A 24,573-nucleotide genomic window follows, 5' to 3' on the forward strand; every position below is an offset into this window, starting at 1 on the left:
TAACAAATTAACTTATAAAAATACTTCTTTTATTTTTACAGGTGATGCTGAAAAGGATTCAGAAGAAGAAATGATAAAGCTAGGTTATGATTTAAAGGCAGATGTTTTAAAAGTTGGGCATCATGGTGGCAGAACTTCAACAAATTATGAGTTTTTAAAAAGAGTTAACCCTAAATTTGCAGTCATATCAGTTGGGAAAGATAATGATTATGGACATCCTCACAAAGAAGTTTTAAAAAGACTAGATAAAATGGGAATAAAAGTATTTAGAACAGATGAATTAGGAACTATAATTGCAACTTCTGATGGATATAAAATTAACTTTAATAAAGAAATTGTAAAAAATGACAATAGTAAAGCAAAAAATGAAAAAGATAATAAAATAATTTATATAGGAAATAAAAAAACAAAGATTTACCACTCTTCGACATGTAAAAGCTTACCAAAACAAGAAAATAGGGTAATATTCAATAGTAAAGAAGAAGCAGAAAAAGCAGGATATAGACCTCATAGAAATTGTATAGAATAGGGGGTATTTTTATTAAAGGTATAATTGATAGATTTGAAGGGGAATATGCTGTAATTGAGTTAGAAAATTTAAAAGTTATTAATATACTCAAAGATAACCTTCCACAAAATGCTAAGGAAGGAGATGTAGTAGTGATTAAAGATAATGAATGTTATATAGACATAGAAGAAACACAAAAAAGAAATAAGCAAATAAAAAAATTTTTCGAAGATTTGTTTGAAGGTTAGGGAGTGGAATTCATGGAAAATGTATTAAATATTATTAAAGACAAAACATTAACATTTGAGCAAAAAGTGTTACAATTAGCAAGGGAAGCTGAAAATTCAATAAACGTATTAAATATAAGTTCTGAAGCAAAAAAGTTTATGGATAAAGGCATTATATGTGATTTATTTGAAGGTAATGCACCTTATAGACCTAGATATATATTGCCTGATTATAAAAAATTCATGAAGAATGGCAGCAGATTTTTAGGTTTAAAACCTGCCGGGAGTTTGCTTGAAGCTGTTAACAATCTATTGATTTTATATAAACACGTACCTTCAATAACATCGTTTCCAGTATATTTAGGTGAAATAGATAAGTTATTAGAGCCTTATGCAGCAGATGAAGATGAAGAATATGTATTAAACATAATAAAACTGTTTTTAACTCATATAGATAGGACTTTAACTGATTCTTTTGTTCATGCCAATATTGGGCCAGAAGCTACTAAAATAGGAAGAGCGATATTAATTGCTGAAAGAGAATTAAGGAATGCAGTGCCTAATCTAACACTAAAATATAGTGAAGACACATCTAGGGATTTTGCAGTAGAGGCTGTAAAAACTGGATTAGAAGTTTCTAAACCATATTTTGCAAACCATAAAATGTTTCAAAAAGATTTTGGCGATAGATATGGAATAGCAAGTTGTTATAATGGATTGCCTATAGGTGGAGGAAGCTATACATTAGTAAGATTAAATTTAAAGCGACTTGCTGAAATAAGTTCAGGAATTGACGATTTTCTTAATAGAGTAATTCCTTATGCAGTAAAATTAATGGTTGAAGTAATGGATGAAAGAATAAGATTTTTGGTTGAAGAAAGTAATTTCTTTGAAAGCAGTTTTCTTGTTGATGAAGGTTTAATTTTACAGGATAGGTTTACAGCAATGTTTGGAATTTTTGGACTAGCAGAATGTGTTAATATATTATTAAATGCAGTAGACAAAATGGATAAATATGGCCATTCTGAAAAAGCTAATAATCTTGGTATTGAGATAATCGAGAAGTTAAAGAAAGAAGTCAATAACCATCATAATCCATATTGTAAGATTACTAAAGGTAAATTTCTTCTACATGCACAATCAGGTATATCTTCAGATATAGGGGTTAGTCCTGGTTGTAGGATACCGATAGGAGATGAACCAGAAATTTACGAACATATTTTACAAGCATCTATGTTTCATAAGTATTTTCCATCTGGTATAAGTGATATATTTACTTTCGATAGTACAGCAAAAAATAATCCAGAATACGTATTAAATATTATAGATGGTGCAATGAAAAGTGGTTTAAGAATGTTTTCCTTCTATTGTAGTGATAGTGATTTGATAAGAATTACAGGATATCTAGTTAAAAAATCAGATATGGACAAGCTTAAGAACGGATATCAAGCACTGCAGGATACAGTTTCTTTAGGTTTAGAATCGGTTGAAAAACAAGGTCTTTTAAATAGAAAGGTAAGAAGATATGATTAAAGGTTATGTAAATAAAATTTTACCTTTTAGTTCTGTTGACGGACCTGGAAATAGAACGGTAATATTTTTGCAAGGTTGTAATTTTGATTGTTTGTATTGCCATAATCCAGAAACTATTAACTATTGTATAAATTGTGGAATATGTGTTTATGAATGTCCACACAATGCGCTTAGTATAATAAATAATAAAGTTATATGGAATGAAAAGTATTGTAAAAACTGTGATTTATGTATAAAAATTTGCCCAAATTCAAGTTCACCAAAAGTAAAATTGATGACTGTAGACGAAGTAATGGATTTTATAAGGAAAATAAAACCCTTTATTTCTGGCATTACTATTTCTGGTGGAGAATGTACATTACAGTATAATTTTGTTAATGAAATATTTAAGAAGACAAAGGCAATGGGGTTAACTACTTTTTTAGATTCTAATGGTTATATACCTTTAAATAATTTAGGATTATTAGTTGAAAATATGGATATGGCAATGATAGACCTAAAATCGTTTGATAGAGATGAGCATTTAAAACTTACTGGAAGAGATAATCAAACTGTAATTGAAAATGTAAAGTATTTAGCAAAGATTAATAAACTATACGAGGTCAGGACTGTGATAGTGCCAGGTATTTTAGATAATTACTATAATGTTGATAACATAAGCAAATTAATAGCCAGTTTAAATCCGAATATAAGATATAAGATTATCAAATATAGACCAATCGGAGTTCGTGAGGGAGTACGCAGTTCTGTACCAGATGATGAGCTGATGGAGAAATTATTTAATATAGCATTAAAAAACGGATGTAAAAATATAATTTTAATATAAAAAATTGGCTTAGCATAATTGCTAAGCCAATTTTTTAGCAAACTTATAGCTTATTTTTCTCTTATTCGAATTTTATTAATAACTTTTCTTACTCCTTCAACACTCATAGCCAATTCTTTTGCTATTTCTGCATCTCTTCTAGTTTGTGTATACCCAGATAATGAGGCAATACCTCCTGTAACTGTGCAAGCAATATCTTCTCCACTAAAATCAGCTTTATTTAATTTATCTCTAATCATATTAGTTATAGTAACATCATCAATTACTCCTAAAGTAGAGATTTGTGTATTATTTACAACATCCTTTACACCTCTGACTTCAGAGGCAATTTTCATTGCAGTATGTGAATCTTTTAATGTGTCTACATGACCAACTAGATTTACAACACCATCTTTTACCTTGACTCCAATACCGTTTATCTTTTCAGAATAACTATTATTACGAAGTCTGTCAATAACTTCTTTTTCGATATGCTTATCTGTAATTTGTCCTTCAATACCTAAAGTTATGTTGTTTTCCACTTTTCTAATTCCGTCAATATTATAAGCGATTTGCTCCGCGTATTTTTTTTCTGCTAGCACATCAACAAATCCAGAAAGATGAACGACTCCATCTCTGCAGGTTACGTTAATATCCATACTAGATGCTTGCATTTTTTCTTCTAATTGGTCTTTGATATAATCAACTAATAATTCATCTTTTGTAAGATTTTCTTTCTTATCTTTAATATTCAAATTAAACACCCCTTTTAAACTATTTATATTAGTTTTACACATCCTTGATTGAAATATGAATTTTTGAAAATGCTGAAATATAGTTTGTGGGAATATAATTAAATATTCATAAAAGATACAAAACAAATAAAATATGACAAATAAAATCCAAATTTTACACGTTTATAAAATTTATTGCTTTAGTATTTTATATCTTATATAATATGATTATCATGGGTTAATCAATATATTTAAAAGGGGTGTATAAACGATGCATAAAATGTCGTTGGGGAGGACTAGGAAAACGATTCCGTATTTAGATACTATTATTTTTTTAGGAATTATTTCTTTGTTTTTTGGCTATTTAGGGGCGAGAATGGGAATTAGCAATATGTTTTCAACTATTATGGCAACAGCTTACAAATTATTAGTCGATACTGTATTTTATATTATGGCTATAGCAGTATTGACTGGAGCTTTTGGTAAGCTTGCAACAGAATTTGGTTTAGTTAAGCTTTTAAATAAGATATTTGCTCCTCTAATGAAACCTTTATTTAATATGCCCGGAGTAGCTTTCTTAGGAATAATAACAACTTATCTTTCTGATAACCCAGCAATTATATCATTATCCAAAGATGATAATTTTTTAAGTTATTTTAAGAAACACCAAGTGCCCTGTTTGTGTAATTTAGGTACTGCATTTGGAATGGGTCTTATAGTTACAACTTTTATGACAGGTTTAGGATATTTCAAAGAGGCATTAATAGGGAATATTGGTGCTGTAATAGGAAGTATTGTTAGTGTTAGAATAATGGCTTATAGAACTAAGAAAGTATTACCTGAAGAGCCAGAAAAAGAGATAAAAAACAAGAAAGATATATATATATTGAAGATAATATTGTAGAGCATACAGAAGGAAGTTTTTTTGAAAGATTTTTAACGGCTTTTCTAGAAGGGGGTAAGCTAGGAGTAGATATTGGACTTAGTATAATCCCAGGAGTTTTAGTAATTTGTACTGTTATAATGGTTTTAACTTTTGGGCCAGCTGACCCTTCTATTGGATATCAAGGGAAGGCTTTCGAGGGAGTACAGCTTTTACCTAAGATTGGTGAGTGGTTATCTCCAATTATTAAGCCATTATTCGGATTTAAAAATCCTGAAGCTATTGCATTTCCGATAACAGCTCTTGGAGCAGTAGGTGCTGCATTAAGCTTAGTGCCAAAGTTTTTAGAGAGTGGAATAATTGGTCCAAATGAAATCGCTGTTTTTACAGCTATGGGCATGTGCTGGAGCGGGTTTTTAAGTACTCATGTAGCAATGTTGGATGCATTAGGGTATAGAAAATTAATATCGAAGGCGATAACCAGCCATATTATTGGAGGAATAGTTGCAGGTATAGCTGCACATATTATACTTCTTTTAATTAATATTATATAAATATTAATAAAAATCAAAAAAGTATTGACAAAAAGTAATACTATGTTTTATAATCTATAAAAAGTTAAAGATGAATAAAGTTAACAACTATGAAGAGAAGAGTAGATATAGGATGTAGTCAGAGCGAGCCGGTGATGGTGGGAGATCGGTACGAAGCCTATATCGAAGAACATCTCGGAGTTTCTAACCGAAATCCGTAAGGAGAGTAGGCTTAGACGGTACCAGACCGTTATAAACTGGACAGTATCGAGTTAACTTTGTAATTGAGTTAAACTCCGTACTGGTTAGAGTGAGCTATAAATAGCTAATTAGGGTGGTACCGCGGAAGCATAGCCTTTCGTCCCTTTAAAGGGATGAAAGGCTTTTTTAATTATAATTAGAGAGATTAAGCATGGCCATGCTTGAAATATAGAATAAAACAACTAAAGGAGGAATTAGATTTGAAAAGTTTAGAAAAAAGTTTAATAATACCAAAGGGTTATAAACCGATATTAGATATTAGAGAAACTGAAGTCGCTATTAAACGTATAAAGGATTTTTTTGAAAATAGATTGGCAAAGGAGCTTAATTTGACTAGAGTATCAGCACCATTTTTTGTTAAGCCTGAAACAGGACTTAATGATAATCTTAATGGAATTGAAAGACCAGTTTCTTTTGAAGTTAAAGGTGATAATAATTCTAAAGTTGAGATAGTTCATTCACTTGCTAAATGGAAACGTATGGCTTTATATGAATACGGTTTTAAAATAGGTGAAGGATTATATACTGATATGAATGCTATACGTCCTGAAGAAGAATTAGATAATTGTCATTCTATTTATGTTGACCAATGGGATTGGGAAAAAGTCATAGCTAAAGAGGATAGAACAAAGGAAACTTTAAAGGAAACAGTTAAGAGTATATATAAAGTATTTAAAGATACTGAGGAATATGTATCTGAATTATATCCGGATATTAAGAAGATTCTTCCGGAAGAAATTACCTTTATAAGTTCACAGGAATTAGAAGATTTATATCCTCACCTTACTCCTAAACAAAGGGAAGATGCTATTGCCAAAGAAAAAGGGGCAGTATTTGTTATGGAAATTGGAGGTGAGTTAAAGTCAGGTATTAAACACGATGGACGTTCACCTGACTATGATGATTGGAATTTAAATGGAGATATTATATTCTGGTATCCAGTATTAAATCAGGCTTTAGAATTATCTTCTATGGGAATTAGAGTAGATGCAGAAGCACTTGAAAGACAACTTAAGATTGCTAATTGTGAGGAACGTAAAGAGTTAAAGTTCCACAAATTATTACTTGAAGGAAAATTACCATATACTATTGGAGGAGGAATAGGCCAATCTAGGATCTGCATGTATTTCTTACGAAAAGCACATATAGGTGAAGTTCAGGTGTCAGTTTGGCCAGATGATATGAAAGAAAGATGTAAACAAGAAAACATATTCTTATTATAAAAGTTGTAAAAGATAAAAATGGGCTAAGTACATTTATCTTTTAAGGATAATGAACTTAGCCCTTAGATTATAAAAAAGGGTAATTTAATGTAATTGAATTCAATTTTCCAATACTATATAATAAAAATATGAGTTAGTAAGGTAAATATCGAAAACCAACTTTTAAGAAAAAATATGGAATGAGGCTTTTCTTTAAACAAACTTTTGGAGGATTATAGAAATGAGAGACATAGAACTGGCAAAGAACTATTTACATGAACAAAATTTATCTTTAGTAATAGTTAAAGACAATAAAGTAATATTAAAGGAAAGAGAAAAGGGAATAAAACCTTTACTTAAAGCTGTATTGGAGAAGAAAGAGTTGATAAAAGGAGGGGCATTAGCAGATAAAGTAATAGGAAAGGCTGCAGCGATGTTAAGTGTAAGTGCTAATATAAATTCTGTTTATACCAAATTAATAAGTTATGATGCTATTGATATATTAAAGAAATGGAATGTAGAACTGGAATATGAAAAAAAAGTACCATATATATTAAATAGAGATAAAACAGGTTTGTGTCCTATAGAAAGGTTATCTATGGAACAAGATAATGTAAATATTTTAATTGAGGATATTAAGGGATTTCTTAAACTATAAAAATGAGCATTGTATAATTAAATCTTATATATTATAATGAATTTGATGTATTTATAAAGGAGAGAGGTTATGAGAATTGCAGTAGTTGATGGGCAAGGAGGAGGACTTGGAAAGTCTATTGTTGAAAAAATTAGAAGTGAAATTAAAGATGATATAGAAATCATTGCATTGGGAACGAATTCTTTGGCAACCTCCAATATGCTGAAGGCAGGAGCTAATGCAGGGGCAACAGGTGAAAATGCTGTAAAGGTAATGAGCCAAAAAGTTGATATAATTATCGGGCCAATAGCAATATTGATAGCAAATTCTATGATGGGAGAAATAACTCCAGTAATGGCTGAAGCCATATCGACAAGTGAAGCGAAGAAAATCATTTTACCTCTTAATAGATGCAATGTCTATATTGTAGGTACACAAGAGTTAAATATCAATCAAATGCTTGATTATATTATTGAGGAAATAAATAAAGTTAGGAAATAAAACCATGAAGGTAATCTTATAGAAAAGATTATTTTCATGGTTATTTTTTTAGGAGGGATTAGATATGAATTTAAACAGTAAAACTAGAGAAATTGTTTTAGCAGGATTATTTATTGCCATAGGAATAGTATTACCATCTTTATTCCACTTAACAGGTATTAGTGGGAAAGTTTTTTTACCAATGCATATTCCTGCATTATTAGCTGGATTTTTTGTATCATTTCCAACTGCATTTATTATTGGCTTCTTATTACCTTATTTAAATTCGATGATTACAGGAATGCCACCTTTATTTCCAATAGCTTTGATTATGTCTTTTGAGATAGGGATATATGGTTTAAGTGTGTCTATTTTTAGTAAAAAAATGAAGCTAAATACTATTATATCTTTGATTTTAGCAATGATAGCTGGGAGAATTGGTGGTGGATTAGTAGCTTATATTTTATCTGTTCTTTTTGGAGTAAAAATAAGAGCACTTATGTTTGTTAAAGGTTCAATATTAACAGGTCTACCTGGAATAATAATTCAACTTATTCTTATACCTATAATAGTATTGGCCTTAAATAAATACAGTAATAGAGAAATTACTGGAAAAAATACCCTATAGTAGTTTGTGCTATAGGGTATTTTTATCAATAAAATATTTGAACTAATCGAAGTTATACTGTATAATAATTAAAAATTATCAAAAAGGGGAGTGGCTTACAATGCTTAGATTGCTTAATAATGAAGATTATGACATACTTATGGAATATGTTAAGAAAGAAAAAGAATTAAATTTGTTTATCATAGGAGATGTTGAAAATTATGGGTTTAATAATGAATTTCAGAAATTATGGGGAGAATTTAACCAAAAAGGAGAACTAATTGGTGTTTTATTAAAATACTTTGAGAGCTTTATTTTTTATTCAAGAGATGAATTTGATGTTGAAGGATTTTATAATATTATGAAGAATGAAGATTTTAAGATGTTATCAGGAGAAAAATCTATAGTTGAAAAATTTGAAAAGCTACATAATTTTTCAAAGAAGAGAGATACATATTTCTGTAAATTAGATGAAGGTTCAAAACTTGAAGAAAATGAGTTATTGAATAATGTAAAAAAGGTAGAGTTAGAAAATGTTGATGAGCTAATTAAACTATATAATTTAATAGAAGAGTTTTCTAGAGACGTATCTGAAGAATCTATAAGAAGAAAATTTGAAGATAATTCAGGTAGAGGATATTTCATAGAAGAAGATGGTAAAATGGTTTCAATTGCACAAACTACAGCTGAAAACAGTACTTCTGCTATGATAGTCGGTGTTTGTACTCATCCAGATTATAGAAAAAGGGGTTATGCGACAGCTTGTATGACTAAATTGTGCAAAACGCTTTTAAATGAAGGTAAAAGTTTATGTCTTTTCTACGACAATCCAAAAGCTGGCAAGATATATAAAAAATTAGGATTTAAAGATATAGGAATTTGGACAATGTATAGTAGATAAAGGAGTTTTTATATTATGAATAAGCTTAAAATTAAAGATTTTCTGAAGATATATGAAAAAATGAAAAAAGTCTATATAATAAAAGAAGTAGCGATAGATGAAATAGAAATAACTCAAACAGTAAGAGACTACTGTATTCGAAATAAGTGTGGACAATATGGTGCAAATTTTATGTGTCCACCATATGTCGGCGATATTGAAGATTTTAAAAAGGAATTAAAAAAATATGATACAGGTTTTATAGTTGTAGTTAAAGATAAGGTAAACAATCCAGATGATATGGAAGAATTTTATAAACCGGCTTATAAACTTCATGAGATTATGTTAGAATTGGAAGAAGAAGCCAAAAAACTTGGGTTTAAAAATTCTTATGCTTTGATTGGTGGGAACTGTAAGCTATGTAAAGTATGTAATGCAAAGCTTGGAATAAAAGAGTGTAAATATCCTGATAAGGCTAGACCTTCTTTAGAGGCAATGGGTATAGATGTTATAAATACATGCAAGAGAATAGGAATTAATATTGAATTCAGGAAAGATGAAGTTACTTGGGTTGGATTATTGCTAATATAATTTTGCAAAAATGAGGGAAATATTTCCTCATTTTTTTTGTGTTTAAAAATAGAAAAAATTACATATAATTATTGGCAAATGCATATAAAAAATGTATAATATAAATAGCATATGCCATAAATAAAAGCGATAGAGGAGGTCATCTAATGGAAAATAAAATTAACAAAATAATTGCAGTTATGAGTGGTAAAGGTGGCGTTGGTAAATCTTTTGTATCGAGTTTATTAGCAGTAAATCTAAACAGGGAAGGATATAAGGTTGGAATAATGGATGCCGATATTACTGGACCAAGTATACCTAAAATTTTTGGTATAAACAAGGTAAGAGCTCAAATAATAGATAAAAAATTACAGCCTGTTGAAACAAAAACAGGGATAAAAGTTATGTCACTAAATTTATTATTAGAAGAAGAAAATAAACCTGTCATTTGGAGAGGACCATTAATTTCTGGAACAGTTAAACAATTTTATAATGAAACTAACTGGGGAGAATTAGATTACTTAATAATCGACTTGCCACCAGGGACTTCTGATGTAACACTTACTGTCATGCAGTCTATGCCTGTTGATTATATTGTTGTTGTTACATCACCACAGGACTTAGTTAATTTAATAGTAGAAAAATCAATCCACATGAGTAAGATGATGAATGTTCCTATTTTAGGTATTGTTGAAAATATGAGTTATGCAGTATGTCCTGATTGCGGTAAAAAAATAGAAGTATTTGGCAAAAGTAAATCTGAACAAGTAGCAAAAGAAATGGGATTAGATTTAATTGCAAAATTACCTATTAATCCAGGATTTACACAATTATGCGATGAAGGAAAAATAGAGTTATTCAATCATGAATTAGAGGAATTTGCAAGTCTAGGAACAAAAATTTTAGAAAGAATGTAGGAGGAATGAGCTATGAAGGTGTGTTTTAGTAGTGCAGGTAAAAACTTGGATAGTCAGCTAGATCCACGTTTTGGAAGATGTAAATACTTTATCATAGTAAATATAGAAACGGATGAGTTTAAAGTAGTTGAAAATGAGGGATTTGTATCAGAACATGGTGCCGGCGTTTCAGCAGCTAATTTAGTTGTAGATGAAGGGGTAGATATTGTTATAACTAGAAATATTGGGCCTAATTCAATGAAAATACTTACAAGTGCTAAAATAAGTGTTTATGAAGGTCAACCAGATACAATTAAGGCTAATTTGGAACTTTTAAAACAAGATAAATTAAATGAAATAAAAGAACCTAGAAAATCACATTTTGGATTACAGAACAGGTGGGGAAGGTAAAATGAAAATATCTGTATTAAGCGGAAAAGGTGGTACTGGAAAAACTACGGTAGCTACTAATTTAGCTTATTATTTAAGTAAAAAAGGGGAAAAGGTTCAGTATTTAGATTTTGATGTAGAAGAGCCTAATGGTTTCATATTTTTGAAACCTGAAATAAAAAATACTTTTGAGGTAAAAGTTAAAGTCCCACAAATTGATGAATCTTCTTGTACGCGATGTGGTTTATGTGCTAAAAAATGTAATTTCAACGCTTTATCAGTTACTAAAAATGGTGTTTTAGTTTTTGAAAAAATATGTCATAGTTGTGGACTATGCAGCTTAGTATGTCCAGTAAATGCAATTACTGAAATAGAGAGAGAAATTGGTAAAATTGAAATAGGATATACTAATAACCTTAAAGCAGTTAGAGGAGTACTTAACATAGGAGAACCTATGGGTATACCAATTTTAAAGGATTTAAAGAAACTAGTAACCCCTGATTATATTAATATTATAGATTCTCCACCTGGTAGTTCATGCAGCGTTGTACATTCAGTTGAGGGGGCTGATTATGGGATTTTAGTTACTGAGCCAACTAAGTTTGGATTACATGATTTGGAGATTGCTGCTAATGTTATACGACAATTAGGAGTACCGTTTGGTGTAGTTATTAATAAATCAGATGAAAATGACTATATTATTGAAGAATTTTGTGAAAAACAAGGAATAGATATAATAGAGAAAATACCGTTTGATAGGAGTATTGCTCAAAAGTATTCTAAAGGGGAATTACTAGAGGATAAAATATTTATGGAAGTTTTTGAAAATATTTTTTCTAAAATAATGGAGGTTTCATAAATGAAGCAGATAGTTGTAATTAGTGGAAAGGGAGGTACAGGTAAGACTACTCTTACTTCTTCATTTGCATATCTTGCTAAAAATAGAGATATAGCTGATTGTGATGTAGAAGCCCCAAATCTTAATCTGATTTTAGATAATACTCCAATAAAAAGAGAATTATATATTGGAGGTAAAATAGCTTATATTGATAAAGAGAAATGTATTGAATGTGGTAAGTGCAAGAGTATATGTAGATTTGATGCAGTAAAAGAAAATTTTGAGATAAATGATATAAAATGTGAAGGTTGTGGAGCTTGTGTTGAGGTATGTCCTAATGAAGCAATCAAATTAGTTGATGATGAAACAGGAGATGTTATTACAAGCTCTATTGAAGGTGGAAAGTTTTCATATGCTCAGCTTAGGATTGGTGCAGATGGTGCAGGTAAAGTGGTTACTAAGATAAGACAATCACTTGTAAGTGACAAGGATAAACCAGAGTTAGTTATAATTGATGGTTCTCCAGGTATTGGGTGTGTTGTGATATCATCACTTACAGGTTGTAATATGGCTGTAGTTGTAACTGAACCAACACAGTCAGGGTTAGAGGATTTAATGAGGGTATTAAGTTTAGTAGAGTATTTTCGTATGAAAGCCTATGTGGTTATAAACAAATTTGATATTAATCTAGAAAAGACAAAAGAAATTGAAGATTTTTGTAATGAAAATAATTTTGAAGTTGTTGGTAAAATACCTTTTGATTCTTATGTTAGTAAAGCAATAAAAGAAAGCAAACCGGTAGTACAATTTGATGAAAGTATTGCTGGTAAAGAAATTAAAAAAATTTGGAATATAATAAATCAAAAAATTAAGGAGGTATAATAATGAGAATTGCATTAGCTGTTGATGGCAATTATGTATCACAACATTTTGGCCATTGTGAAGGATTTGAATTAGTTGATATTCAAAACAATGAAGTAAAAAATAGAATTTTTGTTCCTAATCCAGGACATAGGCCAGGATTTTTACCAAAGTTTTTAAGTGAAAAAGGAGTTAACACTATTGTTGCTGGTGGTATGGGGCAAACAGCTCAAGCTTTATTTAATGAAAATGGGATAGATGTTTTAGTTGGCATTAGTGGCAGTATTGAGGATGTAATAAAAAATTATATTGATGGTACATTAGTATCTACAGATGAGGTTTGCGAAAGACATGAGCATCATGGAGAATGTGGCCATTAGGGGAACTTTATGCAAGGCAAAAGATTAAGTTATATAGAAAATATTTTAAAGGAAAATGGTTATAGAATAACAGAGCAAAGGAGAAAAATAATAAAACTGTTTTTAGATAATCCGAATAAGCATTTACATCCGACAGATATTCATGCGTTTCTTACTGAACAAGGTGAAACTGTGGGTATTGCAACAGTATATAGAAATATAAAAATTCTGTTGGATAATGGTATAATAGAAGAGGTAACATTTAATAATTCAAAATTATATGAACTAAAATTATTTTCAAGAAAAAGTATCCATGTGCATTTTATTTGTTTAAAATGTAAAAGAGTATTAGATTATATTGACGTAGATACTTCACTTAAATTGATTAAAATAATAAATGAAATTGAAAAAAGATATGATTTTAAAATTGAGGATAGTGAGATTACTTTTACAGGTTTTTGTAAAAAATGCACAGTTAATTAGTAAAAGCCCCAATATTTATGGGGCTTTTTAATATCTATATTAATATCTAAAGAAACCACCAGATAGTATTAATGGTATAAACAGTAAAATAATCCACCAGTAAGAACCATAGCCATGACCATGTCTTTGTTCTTTATTTTCCTCTTCTTTTTCTTTTTCAATTTCATCAATTACCTCAACTGGTGGCACATAATATCTATATCTTCTAGGCATAAACCAAACCTCCCTTAATTAACTTATATACGTAAATATTTATATTTTAATACATGGTATGTAAATAGAAAATGATTTGTTACTTAAAAAAAACAAACGGCTTTCGCCGTTTATATAATAGTTTGTATTTTTTCCCTGATTATACTTTCGACCTCATCTTCATTAGGGAATCTTCCTAATTCTTTTTTTGAAAAAATCAATTCATCATTAAACTTAACTTCAAAAACTCCACCTGAAGAAGGTAATAATGTTATAGATTTAATTTTATTTTTATGTTCTTTAAGTAATTTTTCTGTAAGGCTAACTGCCTTAGGACGATATCCTCAAGTAGTACAGTATTCAATACTTATTTTATTTTCCATATTAAAAACCTCCTTTTAATTTTATTATAACTATAAAAGCAAAACATATCAAACAAAACATTTAAAATAATGTAAAATATAGGTGTTTTAGGATTAAGCTGTAATAAACTGATAGATAACTATTGAATATTTGTATATTAAAAATTACATACTAATATTGAAAGCTTGATTAAAATTAAAGGAGTGTCTATATGGATACAAAACCAAATTTTGAAGAAATAAAAAGAAGGTTCAAAAACGCAGATTTAGATGAGAAAATTAGAATTTATACAACAACTCAAGGACTTACTGTTGAACAGTTTAAAGAATTATTAAGAATGTTCCCTATACAGCATTTAGATAAATTAGAAAGAGCTATGGCATAAACCCGAATTTTCGGGTTTTTCAATTTTTCTTTTCTTTTTGCTGATTTTACCAGACTTTTCAGAGGTGGCAAATGGAGAATATTATTTTAAATATTATAGATAAATTAGTTGGTGGCAATAAGTTATTTCTTTATTTATTTTTCTTTTTTTCACAATGTTTACAAGTAATTTTTCCACCATACCCAGGAGACATGGTATTGGTTATAGAAGGATATTTGTCTGAACTTGTAAATTTAAATATTTATTATATATTAACTATTGCATGGTTTGGAACTTTTTTATCATCTTTAATGTTATATAAACTTGGTAAAAAAGAAAAAATACTACATTCGAAGTTTATTAAATTTATATTTGACACTAAAAAATTCTTAAAAATAAAAAACATGTTTAATAAGTATGGTGTTGCAGCTATTTTTGTAAGTAAGTTTATTCCTGGTATATATTCATTTACGCTCTTAATAGCTGGAATTTGTGAGACAAATGAAAAGTTAACCTATCTTACAATTGGGATAGTTAATATTATTCATCATACATTATTGATTATTCTAGGGAAAATATTAAAAGAAAATTGGGCAATAATTATTAATGTAATAAAGGCTTATAATAAATATGTTATTATTGCAACAATTATCTTTGTACTTTCTTATGTATTACTTATACGAATTAATAAAAAGAAATTTGTTTAGCAGAGGGAGATTTTATGAGAAAATATACAAAGTTGTTTGCAATAATTTGTATTGTCTGCTTACCAATAACTATGTTACTTTTGAATTTAGAAATAGCAACATTTGATATTAATTTTTTTAAATATAAATATGAAGAATATAATATAGCAAATGTAACGGGAATAAGTGAAGATAACCTAATGTTAATTACAGAAAAGTTATTAGATTATCTAAAAGGTAAAAGAGAAAATATTATTATTTTTACAGAAGTAGGAGGTAAAATTGAACAGGTCTTTGAGGAAAGAGAATTGTTGCATCTCAAAGATGTAAGAGAGTTATTTAGAAAAGGATATGTTACAAGGAATTTGACTTTGTTACTAAGTGTAATTTCATTAATGTATATATTCTACAATGATAAAAATAGATTAAAAAAGATTTTAATTATCATATCTTTAATGCAGTTAATTTTAATGGGCTCACTTTATATATTGATATATTCAGATTTCTATAAGTATTTTACTTATTTTCATAAATTGTTATTTTCAAATGATTTGTGGCTGCTTAATCCAGAAACGGATATTTTAATACAAATGTACCCGTTGGAGTTTTTTAGTAGTATTACTTATAGAATATTTGTATTATTTTTGTTGGAGATTTTAGGTTTACTATTGATAGCTTTATTGTTACCAGGTAGAAAACAGCCTAGCATATAGGCAGATGCCTATATGTTTTTTTGTATAAAAATTTTGAAAGAGGATATGATTATTAAAAACTAATAAAGCAGGTGATTTGAATGGATATAACAAATGCTTTGAAAGTTACAAAAAAGCGTGTAGATAGTTATAGAAACAAGAAGAGATTAAAAAAATATTACTTAGAAGAGATGAAGAAAGGAAAGTCATATGTAGCTATAGTTTTAGATGGAATTATGTTAAGACTTATAATTACTTTTGGTTTCTTTTTATATTTTTATATCAAGACAAATGATTATTTATTTAGTTTTGTAGTTGCTATTCAGTTCTTTATAATAGTAAACTTGTTATTATATCAAATTAATATTGTTAAACTTAATAAAATAATTAAAAGGACTAATGAAGTAGTTGCAAAAGAAGAAATTTTAAAAGATTTATTGAATAAAACTCCATATGAATTTATAGAGTACTGTTATGATGTATTAGAGAATATAGGTTTGGAAGATTTAAAGATGTTACATCAAAGAGATGTTGACATGATAGGCAATTTTAAGGGGAAAAGTATAGGAGTTAAATGTTTACAATATGAAGATGATTATAAAGTTACAATAAAGGATGTTAAAGAGTTTTTCTTATCTTTAAAAAAATTGGATATAGAATCGGGTGCTATAATAACAACATCAACCTTTACAGAAGATATTAGAGATTTTTTACCAAAATTACAAAAACATATAAGAATTTATTTGCTTGATAAAGATAGTTTTATTGAGTTAATTAAAAAAACAGAATTATATCCTAAAGAACGAGAAATTGAAAAAATAATAATAAATAGGATACGAGATAGAAACAAAAAAATTAGAGAATATAGAAAAAACTTATTATCAAAAGGAAAATCTTCTAAATATATTTTTTTAAGTATTATGATATATTTTTTCGGTAGAGCTACAAACTACCAAAAATATTATACTATTGTATCTTATTTTTTACTTATCATTGGATTAGTTTCAATAATCAAAAATCTTATAATATTTTTTAGACCTGAAATAGAAAAAAATGAAGATAGTTTTATATGATATTTACAATAACTTATAATTGATATAAAATTTTAGTAAGGTTATTTGGTACAAATTATGTCAATAAAGATTTTTTGGAGGATTTATGAGAAAAGTACTTGCAGTTATAGGTAGTCCTAGAAAACACAAGAATACAGATACTTTATTAGACAGTGTACTAGAAGGTATTAAAAAATATAATGTTAATATAAAAAAAATTTATCTTAAGGATTTAAATATTAATCTGTGTATAGGCTGTTATTATTGTTCTAAAACAGGGAAGTGTTTTATAAATGACGATATGAACGAATTATATAGAGAATTTAATGAAAGTGATGGTATAATAATAGCTTCTCCTTTATATTTTAATACAGTTAGTAGTTTAACAAAAATAATGATAGATAGATGTCAAGTTTATTGGTCTAGTAAATTTATCTTAAAAAATCCAGCTATTGATGTAAATAAAAATAGAATAGGAATGTTTATTGCTTCAGGAGGTGCTCCTTACAAAGAAGGACATTTTGATGCATGTATCCCTGTTATAGATTTATTTTTTAAAGCTATTAACACTAGGTATAAATATAATCTATTAGTTTCTGATACTGACCGTTTCCCTATATGGGAAAGAAAAGATATATTAAATAAAGGTTTTAATCTAGGATCAAAATTTTTTGAGTAGGAGGGGAGTCAAATGGCTATAGTAGAAGTTACTATAGTACCTTTAGGTACAGGAGATACAAGCTTAAGCAGTTATGTTGCTAAATGTCATACTGTATTAGAGAAAGAAAAAGATTTGAAATATATGCTAACTCCTATGGGTACGATAATAGAAGGGGATTTAGACAAAATACTAGATGTAATTAGAAAAATGCATGAAGTACCTTTTGACGAAGGTGCAAAAAGGGTTTCGACGCAGATTAAGATTGACGATAGAAGAGATAAAGAAACTAGTATGGAGAGAAAGGTTAAGTCTGTTGAAAGTAAACTAAAATAGACCCTATGGGTCTATTTTTTGTGATATGAGAATTAGAAAGGAGTATCTTCAATGCTTAGATATCTTACAGGAGGGGAGTCTCACGGGAAGGGGCTAATTGGTATAATTGAAGGATTTCCAGCTAATTTAAAGATAGATATAAATTTTATAAACAATGAGCTTAGAAGAAGACAAATGGGTTACGGCAGAGGAGACAGAATGAAAATTGAAAAAGATAAGGTTGAAATACTTTCAGGTATAAGGAATGGTAAAACTATAGGAAGCCCTATAACATTATTTATTAAAAATAAGGATTGGGAAAACTGGAAAGATATAATGAGTATAGATGAAAATAAATTAGATGAAGATAAAATTGTTACTAGACCTAGACCAGGTCATGCCGATTTAGCAGGTGCTATTAAATATAATCATTTAGATATAAGAAATGTTTTAGAAAGAGCAAGTGCCAGAGAAACTGCAATTAGAGTAGCTATAGGCAGTATAGCAAAACAATTTTTGAAAGAATTCGATATCGAGATATATAGTCATGTTATTCAAATTGGAAAAATTAAGATTGAGTCTGATGACATTTCAATAGATAAAATCAAAAATACAGATAATTCACCTTTGAGGGTAATAGATAGTGAATCAGAGAAAAAAATGATTAATGAAATAGATAAAGCTAAAAAAGCAGGTGATACTTTAGGAGGAGTTTTTGAAATTATTGCAACCAATATTCCTATCGGTTTAGGCAGTCATGTTAATTGGGATAGAAAGCTAGATGGTAAGATAGCTCAAGGAATGATGAGTCTTCAAGGGATAAAGGGGGTAGAAATAGGTATTGGTTTTAGAGCTGCAGAATTGTTTGGTTCACAGGTGCATGATGAAATATACTATGATGATGGATATAAAAGATATTCTAACAATGCAGGTGGTATAGAGGGAGGAATTTCAAATGGAAGTTCAATTATTGTAAGAGCTGCAATGAAACCAATACCGACATTAAGAAAACCTCTTAGAAGTGTAGATATGAAAACGAAAGAAAAATTTGAAGCTCAAAAAGAAAGGTCAGACGTTTGTGCAGTACCATCTGCAAGTATTGTAGCTGAGAATATTTTAGCTTGGATACTGGCGAACGAAATCATGATTAAATTTGGAGGAGATAGTATAGAGGAAGTAAAAGATAACTATAACAGATATATTGATTATGTAAATAGTAGGTGATACTATGGATATATTAAGTGTAGACTTAAAGGATAGAGGGTATAATATATATATTGATAAAGGACTTTTGAATAATATAGACAATATTCTACCAAAATGTGGAGTAAACGACGATATTTTCATTATTACAGACCGCAATGTAGCAAAATATTATTTGGATATTCTACTATCAAAACTTAAATCAAAAGTTATTGGTTATTATATCCTAAAGCCTGGAGAAGAAAGTAAAAGTATAGATACTGCTAAAAAGGTATATGAAAAAATGCTTGAAACAAGATGTGACAGAAAAACTGCTATACTTAGTCTTGGTGGAGGAGTTGTAGGAGACTTAGCAGGTTTTGTGGCAGCAACCTTTATGAGAGGAATTAACCTTATTCAGATACCAACAACTCTCCTATCACAAGTAGACAGCAGCGTTGGAGGAAAAGTAGGGATTAATTTTAAGAATTACAAAAATATCATAGGTTCGTTTTATCAGCCTAAAGGAGTAATAATAGATACAGAAACGCTTAAAACTTTAGATGAGAGAGAGATTATCAGCGGTTTAGGTGAAGTTTTCAAATATGGTTTAATAATGGATTATGACTTTTTTTTATGGTTAAACGATAATTTGAATAGTATCTTAAAATTAGAGAATAACTATATTGTAAACATAGTGAAGAAATCTTTAAATATAAAAAAAACTATAGTTCAAAGAGATGAAAAAGAAAATAATCTAAGGAAAATCTTAAATTTTGGTCATACAATTGGACATGGTATAGAAACATTAGATAACTTTAAAACTTTCAAACATGGTGAGGCAGTAATATTAGGTATGATGTTAGAAAGCTTTATAAGTAGAGAAATGGATTTGATAGATGAAAAATATTATAAAGAGATAGTTGATAGTTTAAGTAGATTAGTAAATCCAGTAAGATTTTCGGATTTTAAACAAAAGCAAATAATGAGTGCTATAAAGCATGATAAGAAAAATGAAAAAGGAAGAATTGTTTTAGTACTTCCTATTGGAAAAGGAAAAGTTAACATATATAATAATGTTGACGAAAAACTAATTGAAAGAAGTTTAAAGGATGGAGTAGTAATATGATTATAAAAGGTGGCAATTTATCAATTAAAGGAGAAGTAAAAGTTCCTGGAGATAAGTCAATATCTCATAGGGCTATTATGATAGGTTCTATTGCAGAGGGCAAGACAATAATACATAACTTTTTAATGGGAGAAGACTGTCTTTCAACAGTAGAATGTTTTAGTAAATTAGGGGTAAATATACATATCTCTGATGAAAAAGTTGTTGTAGAAGGCGTAGGCTTATATGGTCTTAAAGAATCAAAAGACATCTTATATGTAGGAAATTCAGGAACTACAATAAGATTAATTAGTGGCATTTTAGCAGGTCAAAATTTTTCATCGACTATTACAGGTGATGAATCAATACAAAAAAGACCTATGGATAGGATAATTAATCCTTTAAGGATGATGGGAGCAAATATTTCTGGTTTACTGGATAAATTTCCTCCTTTAAAAATTGAGCCAACAAAAAGTCTTAATGGAATTGAGTATAAACAACCAATACCTAGTGCTCAGGTTAAATCTTGTATTCTTTTAGCAGGATTATATGCTAATAGTGATACAAAGATTTTGCAGCCAAGTATATCTAGAGACCATACAGAAAGAATGCTTAAATATTTTGGAGCTAATATAATAACAAAAGATAACGAAGTATATTTAAAGCCTGGGAATAAACTTATAGGAAAAGAGGTTTATGTTCCTGGAGATATTTCATCAGCAGCTTTTTTAATAGTTGGAACCTTAATATTAAAAGGATCTAAATTATTAATAAGAGATGTAGGATTAAACGAAACCAGAACAGGTATATTAGATGTTTTAAATAAAATGGGAGGAAAAATAAAGATATTAAATGAAAGAAATTTAAATAATGAGCCAATAGGAGATATTTTAGTTGAATATTCAGAATTAAAAGGTGTAGAAATAAAGGGGAATATGATACCTAGATTAATTGATGAAATCCCTATTATCGCAGTAGCTGCTACTCAAGCAAAAGGTACGACAGTTATTAAAAATGCTCAGGAGCTGAAAGTTAAAGAAAGTAATAGAATTAAAGCGATAGTTAATGAACTTAAAAAAATGGGGGCTAATATTGAAGAATTAGATGATGGTATGATAATAAACGGACCTTCTAAATTAAAACCAGCAAATATTAATACGTACAATGACCATAGGATAGCTATGTCGTTAAGTATTGCAGCTTTAAGTGCAGATGGGGATTCGAATTTGCAAGAAACAGAGAGTATAAAAATTTCTTTTCCAAATTTTTTTGAAATACTTAAATCTATAATACAAGATAAATAAGAAGATAGAATGATAAAGAACAAAATCTCCGATTTAAATAAACCAAAAAGAAGATTTTGCCTATATCCATAAACGAAAATTATATTCAAAATTATCCATAATTTAACAATATATATAGTTTTCTATGGATTATAAAAAAACATTGAATAAAATAAGCGTTTTATTTGATTTTTACTAATAAAAGATTTATAATTTTAATGGTATATTTCATTTCCGAGGAAATAAACTACAATTTTTGAGAATTTTTTAATCAGAAAATAGATTTATTGTTAAAGAAGGAGGATTATTATGAAAAAAGAATTACCTATAGCTTTGTCAAACAGACATGTTCACTTAAGTAAAGAGCATATTGAAAAGTTATTTGGAGAAGGATACGAATTAACTAAAATGAAAGATTTATCACAACCTGGACAATTTGCAGCAGAGGAAAAAATAGATATTGTAGGACCAAAAGGTACTTTAAAAGGAGTTAGAGTATTAGGACCTGCAAGAGGAGCTACTCAAGTTGAAATTTCACTTACTGATGGATTTAAGTTAGGTGTAGTTCCGCCAGTTAGAAATTCAGGAGATTTAGCAGGAAGTCCAGGAGTAAAACTAGTTGGACCTAAAGGAGAAGTAGAGTTAAAAGAAGGAGTAATTGCTGCAGCAAGACATATACATATGCATACAGATGATGCTAAAGAATTTGGAGTTAAAGATAAAGATATAGTAAAAGTAAGAGTAAGAGGACAAAGAGGATTAATATTTGAAAACGTATTAGTCAGAGTAAGTCCTAACTATGCTCTTGAAATGCATGTTGATATTGACGAAGGAAATGCAGCAGGAGTTAAAAATGGAGATATGGTTGAATTAATAAAATAATAAATGTAGCAAAAAATATAATAATAAACAATATAGGAGGTAGATATAAATGAAAAATATTGCATCAATGATAGATCATACAATACTTAAGCCAGACACAACAAAGGATAAAGTAAAAAAAGTATGTGAAGAAGCAAAAAAATATGGTTTTGCTTCAGTATGTGTTAATCCATACTATGTAAAATATGTTAAGGAGCTTTTAGAAGGCAGTGAAGTTAAAGTAACATCAGTTATTGGTTTCCCTCTTGGAAGCAATACAAAAGAAGTAAAAGCTTTTGAAGCTAGTCAAGCTATAAAAGATGGTGCAGACGAATTAGATATGGTTATTAATATAGGTGCACTTAAAGATAAAGAATATGATGTTGTTAGAGAAGATATAAAAGCTGTTGTAGATGCAGCTAAGGGAAAAGCTATAGTTAAAGTAATTATAGAAACATGCCTTTTAACTGAAGAAGAAAAAGTTATGGCTTGTAAATTAGCTAAGGAAGCTGGCGCAGATTTTGTTAAGACTTCAACTGGATTTAGCACAGGAGGAGCTACAGTAGAAGATGTAAGACTTATGAGAGAAACTGTAGGAGAAGAGATGGGAGTTAAAGCTTCAGGTGGAGTTAGAGATTTAGAAACAGCTAAAGCTATGATAGAAGCTGGAGCTACAAGAATTGGAGCAAGCTCATCTGTAGCTATAGTAGAAGGTACAAAGGCTGAAGGTAGTGGATATTAAAAATAAAATAACGAAATAAATAAAAATATGAGGATAGATAGTAACATTTACTAATCTATCCTTTTTTTTATAATCTATAGGAAATTATAAACTTTATTAAATTGTTGATAATTTTAAAATATAATTTCCGTAATGGATTTCAACAAAATCTACATTGTAATTAATTAAAATCGAAGATTTTGTTCTTTATAAGAAATTATAAACCTTCTGTTTTTGCATTCTGATTTTGTCAATTAAATGTAAATTTTATCAATAATGAAATTGATAAGTAAAAAAATAGGTAATCATAGAGGAGATTGTTATTAAATGGAGAAATTAAAAAATATTGAATTGATGACAAGATTTACATAAGTAAGATAAAAGTTTACTAAATAGAATGAGGAAGAGGGGATTAATGAATAAAAATAAATATGAGATAGAGTTATAAGGGGGGAGTCAAATGCAATTTATTGTTAAAACAATTGTTTCTGCATTAATTATTGCTACTGTTTCAACTTTAGGTAAAAAGTTTTCAACTTTTGCTGCTATAATAGCTTCTTTACCTTTAACCTCAATGTTATCTATAATATGGTTATTTAGAGATACTCAGGATGTTCAAAAGGTTATTGATTTATCAATATCAATACTCTGGGTTATAATACCTTCACTAATTTTTTTTATTGCACTTGTGTATCTATTGAAGCAGAATATTAAATTTCACTGGGCAATGTTATTTTCAACAGTAATAATGATTATTAGTTATAACATCTATATATTTTTATTAAGAAAATTAGGGGTAAACATTTAAAGATGAATAATATATCAAATGAACAACACAAAGAAGTAAAATCTAGCTTTATGATGGTTTGAAAAGAAAATATTTAAAATTTGGAGATGATATATTATGGATATGGAAAAAAGAGAAAAAAATAAACTTTGGTTAAATGGTTTTTTTAGGATTCCTAGGATTTCTTGGCTTTCAAGCGTTTAATTTACATGATCCGTGGAGATTATTCTTTTTCTGCTTTTTTGCATTCTTTATTTATTTCAAATATTTCAAAGAAGAACTTAAATATTTAGGGTTGATTGGTATAATTGGGTTAATAGTAGCGATACTTGGAGTTATAGGGATAATAAATGTGTAAAAAATGATGCTAGTGCTTTGCTCAATTTTTTGTAATCATCCTTATTTTATTTAGATTGAATATTTTGTTCATAATCAGACATCTCCTGGATTTACTTATTTTAGCTATGAATAGTATTTGGATTTAGATGTCTGATTTTTTTATAATCCATAGGAAATTATAATAAAATCCCATATTTTAAAAATTTAATGTTGATTTTATTGAAACTTTGTCTGGCATGTTTACATGCCAGAGTCGTTATAAACTGTATTAATTTGTGGATAA

At 28.7% G+C, this 24,573-nt stretch carries 31 protein-coding genes, 2 pseudogenes and 1 other annotated feature; of the genes and pseudogenes, 30 read left to right on the plus strand and 3 right to left on the minus strand.

What is annotated here, in order from left to right:
• From AB4Y15_RS11865 to AB4Y15_RS11880, 4 genes are all read left to right on the plus strand, one after another.
• The coding region (locus AB4Y15_RS11865) for an Ada metal-binding domain-containing protein (RefSeq protein WP_427340561.1) at positions 1-529 on the plus strand (529 nt) is incomplete at its 5' end.
• Positions 517-756: a DUF3006 domain-containing protein gene (locus AB4Y15_RS11870; RefSeq protein WP_427340562.1), complete on the plus strand. Its 240-nt coding sequence runs from the start codon at positions 517-519 to the stop codon at positions 754-756. The genes AB4Y15_RS11865 and AB4Y15_RS11870, both read left to right, overlap by 13 nt.
• A gap of 12 nt (positions 757-768) precedes the next feature.
• Positions 769-2,268 carry a YjjI family glycine radical enzyme gene (locus tag AB4Y15_RS11875; protein WP_427340563.1) on the plus strand — a complete coding sequence of 500 codons (1,500 nt, stop codon included), beginning with the start codon at positions 769-771 and terminating at the stop codon, positions 2,266-2,268.
• Positions 2,261-3,094, plus strand: a complete 834-nt coding sequence (locus tag AB4Y15_RS11880) for a YjjW family glycine radical enzyme activase (RefSeq protein ID WP_427340564.1) — start codon at positions 2,261-2,263, stop codon at positions 3,092-3,094. The genes AB4Y15_RS11875 and AB4Y15_RS11880 overlap by 8 nt, the downstream gene beginning before the upstream one ends.
• A 50-nt stretch (positions 3,095-3,144) precedes the next feature.
• Here the strand turns inward: AB4Y15_RS11880 and AB4Y15_RS11885 are convergent, their stop codons facing one another.
• Positions 3,145-3,828 (minus strand): BON domain-containing protein, encoded by a 684-nt coding sequence (locus AB4Y15_RS11885; RefSeq protein ID WP_427340565.1) that lies wholly within the window; start codon positions 3,826-3,828, stop codon positions 3,145-3,147.
• Between the two features lie 250 nt (positions 3,829-4,078).
• Here AB4Y15_RS11885 and AB4Y15_RS11890 point away from each other — a divergent pair.
• From AB4Y15_RS11890 to AB4Y15_RS11950, 13 genes and pseudogenes are all read left to right on the plus strand, one after another.
• Positions 4,079-5,244, plus strand: a pseudogene (locus AB4Y15_RS11890) (CD0519/CD1768 family membrane protein).
• Between the two features lie 80 nt (positions 5,245-5,324).
• Positions 5,325-5,592 (plus strand) — a binding site (T-box leader).
• 92 nt (positions 5,593-5,684) lie between these two features.
• Positions 5,685-6,707: an aspartate--ammonia ligase gene (gene asnA / locus AB4Y15_RS11895; protein WP_427340566.1), complete on the plus strand. Its 1,023-nt coding sequence runs from the start codon at positions 5,685-5,687 to the stop codon at positions 6,705-6,707.
• 220 nt (positions 6,708-6,927) lie between these two features.
• Positions 6,928-7,344, plus strand: coding sequence for a DUF1893 domain-containing protein (locus AB4Y15_RS11900; protein WP_427340567.1), 417 nt, complete (start codon positions 6,928-6,930; stop codon positions 7,342-7,344).
• 69 nt (positions 7,345-7,413) lie between these two features.
• Positions 7,414-7,824 carry a DUF3842 family protein gene (locus AB4Y15_RS11905; RefSeq protein WP_427340568.1) on the plus strand — a complete coding sequence of 137 codons (411 nt, stop codon included), beginning with the start codon at positions 7,414-7,416 and terminating at the stop codon, positions 7,822-7,824.
• Positions 7,825-7,888: 64 nt separating this feature from the next.
• Positions 7,889-8,431, plus strand: coding sequence for an ECF transporter S component (locus AB4Y15_RS11910; RefSeq protein WP_427340569.1), 543 nt, complete (start codon positions 7,889-7,891; stop codon positions 8,429-8,431).
• Between the two features lie 100 nt (positions 8,432-8,531).
• Complete coding sequence (locus AB4Y15_RS11915) at positions 8,532-9,311, plus strand: GNAT family N-acetyltransferase (RefSeq protein ID WP_427340570.1); 780 nt, start codon at positions 8,532-8,534, stop codon at positions 9,309-9,311.
• A gap of 15 nt (positions 9,312-9,326) precedes the next feature.
• Positions 9,327-9,881 (plus strand): DUF2284 domain-containing protein, encoded by a 555-nt coding sequence (locus AB4Y15_RS11920; protein ID WP_427340571.1) that lies wholly within the window; start codon positions 9,327-9,329, stop codon positions 9,879-9,881.
• Positions 9,882-10,027: 146 nt separating this feature from the next.
• Complete coding sequence (locus tag AB4Y15_RS11925; RefSeq protein WP_427340572.1) at positions 10,028-10,777, plus strand: Mrp/NBP35 family ATP-binding protein; 750 nt, start codon at positions 10,028-10,030, stop codon at positions 10,775-10,777.
• A gap of 12 nt (positions 10,778-10,789) precedes the next feature.
• Positions 10,790-11,167 (plus strand): NifB/NifX family molybdenum-iron cluster-binding protein, encoded by a 378-nt coding sequence (locus AB4Y15_RS11930; RefSeq protein WP_427340573.1) that lies wholly within the window; start codon positions 10,790-10,792, stop codon positions 11,165-11,167.
• 1 nt (position 11,168) lies between these two features.
• On the plus strand, positions 11,169-12,005 hold the full coding sequence (locus tag AB4Y15_RS11935) for an ATP-binding protein (protein ID WP_427340574.1): 837 nt from the start codon (positions 11,169-11,171) through the stop codon (positions 12,003-12,005).
• Positions 12,006-12,866: an ATP-binding protein gene (locus AB4Y15_RS11940; RefSeq protein WP_427340575.1), complete on the plus strand. Its 861-nt coding sequence runs from the start codon at positions 12,006-12,008 to the stop codon at positions 12,864-12,866.
• Positions 12,867-12,868: 2 nt separating this feature from the next.
• On the plus strand, positions 12,869-13,225 hold the full coding sequence (locus tag AB4Y15_RS11945; RefSeq protein WP_427340576.1) for a NifB/NifX family molybdenum-iron cluster-binding protein: 357 nt from the start codon (positions 12,869-12,871) through the stop codon (positions 13,223-13,225).
• A 9-nt stretch (positions 13,226-13,234) separates the two neighbouring features.
• Positions 13,235-13,687 (plus strand): Fur family transcriptional regulator, encoded by a 453-nt coding sequence (locus AB4Y15_RS11950; RefSeq protein WP_427340577.1) that lies wholly within the window; start codon positions 13,235-13,237, stop codon positions 13,685-13,687.
• A gap of 39 nt (positions 13,688-13,726) precedes the next feature.
• Here AB4Y15_RS11950 and AB4Y15_RS11955 read toward each other — a convergent pair whose 3' ends face one another.
• Both AB4Y15_RS11955 and AB4Y15_RS11960 read right to left on the minus strand, forming a co-directional pair.
• Positions 13,727-13,900 carry a hypothetical protein gene (locus AB4Y15_RS11955; RefSeq protein WP_427340578.1) on the minus strand — a complete coding sequence of 58 codons (174 nt, stop codon included), beginning with the start codon at positions 13,898-13,900 and terminating at the stop codon, positions 13,727-13,729.
• Between the two features lie 110 nt (positions 13,901-14,010).
• Positions 14,011-14,211: pseudogene (locus tag AB4Y15_RS11960) on the minus strand (SelT/SelW/SelH family protein); the annotation flags it as partial.
• Positions 14,212-14,453: 242 nt separating this feature from the next.
• On the opposite strand from AB4Y15_RS11960, the gene AB4Y15_RS11965 reads away from it, so the two are divergent.
• The 13 genes from AB4Y15_RS11965 to AB4Y15_RS12025 all read left to right on the plus strand — a co-directional run bounded on the left by AB4Y15_RS11965 (position 14,454) and on the right by AB4Y15_RS12025 (position 24,309).
• Positions 14,454-14,627 carry a hypothetical protein gene (locus AB4Y15_RS11965; protein ID WP_176718839.1) on the plus strand — a complete coding sequence of 58 codons (174 nt, stop codon included), beginning with the start codon at positions 14,454-14,456 and terminating at the stop codon, positions 14,625-14,627.
• A 71-nt stretch (positions 14,628-14,698) separates the two neighbouring features.
• Entirely contained in the window at positions 14,699-15,313 is a 615-nt protein-coding gene (locus tag AB4Y15_RS11970; RefSeq protein ID WP_427340580.1) for a DedA family protein, read from the plus strand.
• A 14-nt stretch (positions 15,314-15,327) separates the two neighbouring features.
• The gene (locus AB4Y15_RS11975) at positions 15,328-16,005 is read left to right on the plus strand and encodes a TIGR01906 family membrane protein (RefSeq protein ID WP_427340581.1); all 678 of its coding nucleotides are present in this window, start codon (positions 15,328-15,330) and stop codon (positions 16,003-16,005) included.
• Between the two features lie 80 nt (positions 16,006-16,085).
• On the plus strand, positions 16,086-17,057 hold the full coding sequence (locus AB4Y15_RS11980; RefSeq protein WP_427340582.1) for a restriction endonuclease: 972 nt from the start codon (positions 16,086-16,088) through the stop codon (positions 17,055-17,057).
• Between the two features lie 85 nt (positions 17,058-17,142).
• Positions 17,143-17,715: a flavodoxin family protein gene (locus tag AB4Y15_RS11985; RefSeq protein WP_427340583.1), complete on the plus strand. Its 573-nt coding sequence runs from the start codon at positions 17,143-17,145 to the stop codon at positions 17,713-17,715.
• Positions 17,716-17,727: 12 nt separating this feature from the next.
• A complete protein-coding gene (locus AB4Y15_RS11990) occupies positions 17,728-18,030 on the plus strand; it encodes an MTH1187 family thiamine-binding protein (RefSeq protein WP_427340584.1) in 303 nt (100 codons plus the stop codon).
• A gap of 51 nt (positions 18,031-18,081) precedes the next feature.
• Positions 18,082-19,233 carry a chorismate synthase gene (gene aroC / locus AB4Y15_RS11995; protein WP_427340585.1) on the plus strand — a complete coding sequence of 384 codons (1,152 nt, stop codon included), beginning with the start codon at positions 18,082-18,084 and terminating at the stop codon, positions 19,231-19,233.
• Between the two features lie 4 nt (positions 19,234-19,237).
• Positions 19,238-20,320 carry a 3-dehydroquinate synthase gene (gene aroB, locus AB4Y15_RS12000; RefSeq protein WP_427340586.1) on the plus strand — a complete coding sequence of 361 codons (1,083 nt, stop codon included), beginning with the start codon at positions 19,238-19,240 and terminating at the stop codon, positions 20,318-20,320.
• Positions 20,317-21,603, plus strand: a complete 1,287-nt coding sequence (gene aroA / locus AB4Y15_RS12005; RefSeq protein WP_427340587.1) for a 3-phosphoshikimate 1-carboxyvinyltransferase — start codon at positions 20,317-20,319, stop codon at positions 21,601-21,603. Before aroB ends, aroA begins: the two co-directional genes overlap by 4 nt.
• A 288-nt stretch (positions 21,604-21,891) precedes the next feature.
• Positions 21,892-22,464 (plus strand): phosphate propanoyltransferase, encoded by a 573-nt coding sequence (gene pduL / locus AB4Y15_RS12010; RefSeq protein WP_427340588.1) that lies wholly within the window; start codon positions 21,892-21,894, stop codon positions 22,462-22,464.
• Between the two features lie 49 nt (positions 22,465-22,513).
• Positions 22,514-23,185: a deoxyribose-phosphate aldolase gene (gene deoC / locus AB4Y15_RS12015; RefSeq protein ID WP_427340589.1), complete on the plus strand. Its 672-nt coding sequence runs from the start codon at positions 22,514-22,516 to the stop codon at positions 23,183-23,185.
• Positions 23,186-23,624: 439 nt separating this feature from the next.
• Positions 23,625-23,972: a DUF3147 family protein gene (locus AB4Y15_RS12020; RefSeq protein WP_427340590.1), complete on the plus strand. Its 348-nt coding sequence runs from the start codon at positions 23,625-23,627 to the stop codon at positions 23,970-23,972.
• Positions 23,973-24,108: 136 nt separating this feature from the next.
• Positions 24,109-24,309 (plus strand): hypothetical protein, encoded by a 201-nt coding sequence (locus tag AB4Y15_RS12025; protein ID WP_427340591.1) that lies wholly within the window; start codon positions 24,109-24,111, stop codon positions 24,307-24,309.
• Positions 24,310-24,573: the final 264 nt, after the last annotated feature.

The organism is Caloranaerobacter longqiensis (genome assembly GCF_050286925.1).
Classification (GTDB): domain Bacteria; phylum Bacillota; class Clostridia; order Tissierellales; family Thermohalobacteraceae; genus Caloranaerobacter.

Excerpts from the sequence above, each read along its gene's own strand:
- AB4Y15_RS11930 (WP_427340573.1), top strand. The coding sequence starts at position 10,790 with ATGAAGGTGTGTTTTAGTAGTGCAGGTAAAAACTTGGATAGTCAGCTA.
- AB4Y15_RS11935 (WP_427340574.1), top strand. The coding sequence starts at position 11,169 with ATGAAAATATCTGTATTAAGCGGAAAAGGTGGTACTGGAAAAACTACG.
- AB4Y15_RS11945 (WP_427340576.1), top strand. The coding sequence starts at position 12,869 with ATGAGAATTGCATTAGCTGTTGATGGCAATTATGTATCACAACATTTT.
- AB4Y15_RS12025 (WP_427340591.1), top strand. The coding sequence starts at position 24,109 with ATGGTTTTTTTAGGATTCCTAGGATTTCTTGGCTTTCAAGCGTTTAAT.
- AB4Y15_RS11880 (WP_427340564.1), top strand. The coding sequence starts at position 2,261 with ATGATTAAAGGTTATGTAAATAAAATTTTACCTTTTAGTTCTGTTGAC.
- AB4Y15_RS11980 (WP_427340582.1), top strand. The coding sequence starts at position 16,086 with ATGGATATAACAAATGCTTTGAAAGTTACAAAAAAGCGTGTAGATAGT.
- AB4Y15_RS11910 (WP_427340569.1), top strand. The coding sequence starts at position 7,889 with ATGAATTTAAACAGTAAAACTAGAGAAATTGTTTTAGCAGGATTATTT.
- AB4Y15_RS11905 (WP_427340568.1), top strand. The coding sequence starts at position 7,414 with ATGAGAATTGCAGTAGTTGATGGGCAAGGAGGAGGACTTGGAAAGTCT.
- AB4Y15_RS11975 (WP_427340581.1), top strand. The coding sequence starts at position 15,328 with ATGAGAAAATATACAAAGTTGTTTGCAATAATTTGTATTGTCTGCTTA.
- AB4Y15_RS11915 (WP_427340570.1), top strand. The coding sequence starts at position 8,532 with ATGCTTAGATTGCTTAATAATGAAGATTATGACATACTTATGGAATAT.
- AB4Y15_RS11955 (WP_427340578.1), bottom strand. The coding sequence starts at position 13,900 with ATGCCTAGAAGATATAGATATTATGTGCCACCAGTTGAGGTAATTGAT.
- AB4Y15_RS11940 (WP_427340575.1), top strand. The coding sequence starts at position 12,006 with ATGAAGCAGATAGTTGTAATTAGTGGAAAGGGAGGTACAGGTAAGACT.
- AB4Y15_RS11965 (WP_176718839.1), top strand. The coding sequence starts at position 14,454 with ATGGATACAAAACCAAATTTTGAAGAAATAAAAAGAAGGTTCAAAAAC.
- AB4Y15_RS11970 (WP_427340580.1), top strand. The coding sequence starts at position 14,699 with ATGGAGAATATTATTTTAAATATTATAGATAAATTAGTTGGTGGCAAT.
- AB4Y15_RS11990 (WP_427340584.1), top strand. The coding sequence starts at position 17,728 with ATGGCTATAGTAGAAGTTACTATAGTACCTTTAGGTACAGGAGATACA.
- deoC (WP_427340589.1), top strand. The coding sequence starts at position 22,514 with ATGAAAAATATTGCATCAATGATAGATCATACAATACTTAAGCCAGAC.
- pduL (WP_427340588.1), top strand. The coding sequence starts at position 21,892 with ATGAAAAAAGAATTACCTATAGCTTTGTCAAACAGACATGTTCACTTA.
- AB4Y15_RS11900 (WP_427340567.1), top strand. The coding sequence starts at position 6,928 with ATGAGAGACATAGAACTGGCAAAGAACTATTTACATGAACAAAATTTA.
- AB4Y15_RS11920 (WP_427340571.1), top strand. The coding sequence starts at position 9,327 with ATGAATAAGCTTAAAATTAAAGATTTTCTGAAGATATATGAAAAAATG.
- AB4Y15_RS12020 (WP_427340590.1), top strand. The coding sequence starts at position 23,625 with ATGCAATTTATTGTTAAAACAATTGTTTCTGCATTAATTATTGCTACT.
- AB4Y15_RS11950 (WP_427340577.1), top strand. The coding sequence starts at position 13,235 with ATGCAAGGCAAAAGATTAAGTTATATAGAAAATATTTTAAAGGAAAAT.
- aroB (WP_427340586.1), top strand. The coding sequence starts at position 19,238 with ATGGATATATTAAGTGTAGACTTAAAGGATAGAGGGTATAATATATAT.
- aroC (WP_427340585.1), top strand. The coding sequence starts at position 18,082 with ATGCTTAGATATCTTACAGGAGGGGAGTCTCACGGGAAGGGGCTAATT.
- AB4Y15_RS11925 (WP_427340572.1), top strand. The coding sequence starts at position 10,028 with ATGGAAAATAAAATTAACAAAATAATTGCAGTTATGAGTGGTAAAGGT.
- AB4Y15_RS11985 (WP_427340583.1), top strand. The coding sequence starts at position 17,143 with ATGAGAAAAGTACTTGCAGTTATAGGTAGTCCTAGAAAACACAAGAAT.
- aroA (WP_427340587.1), top strand. The coding sequence starts at position 20,317 with ATGATTATAAAAGGTGGCAATTTATCAATTAAAGGAGAAGTAAAAGTT.
- AB4Y15_RS11875 (WP_427340563.1), top strand. The coding sequence starts at position 769 with ATGGAAAATGTATTAAATATTATTAAAGACAAAACATTAACATTTGAG.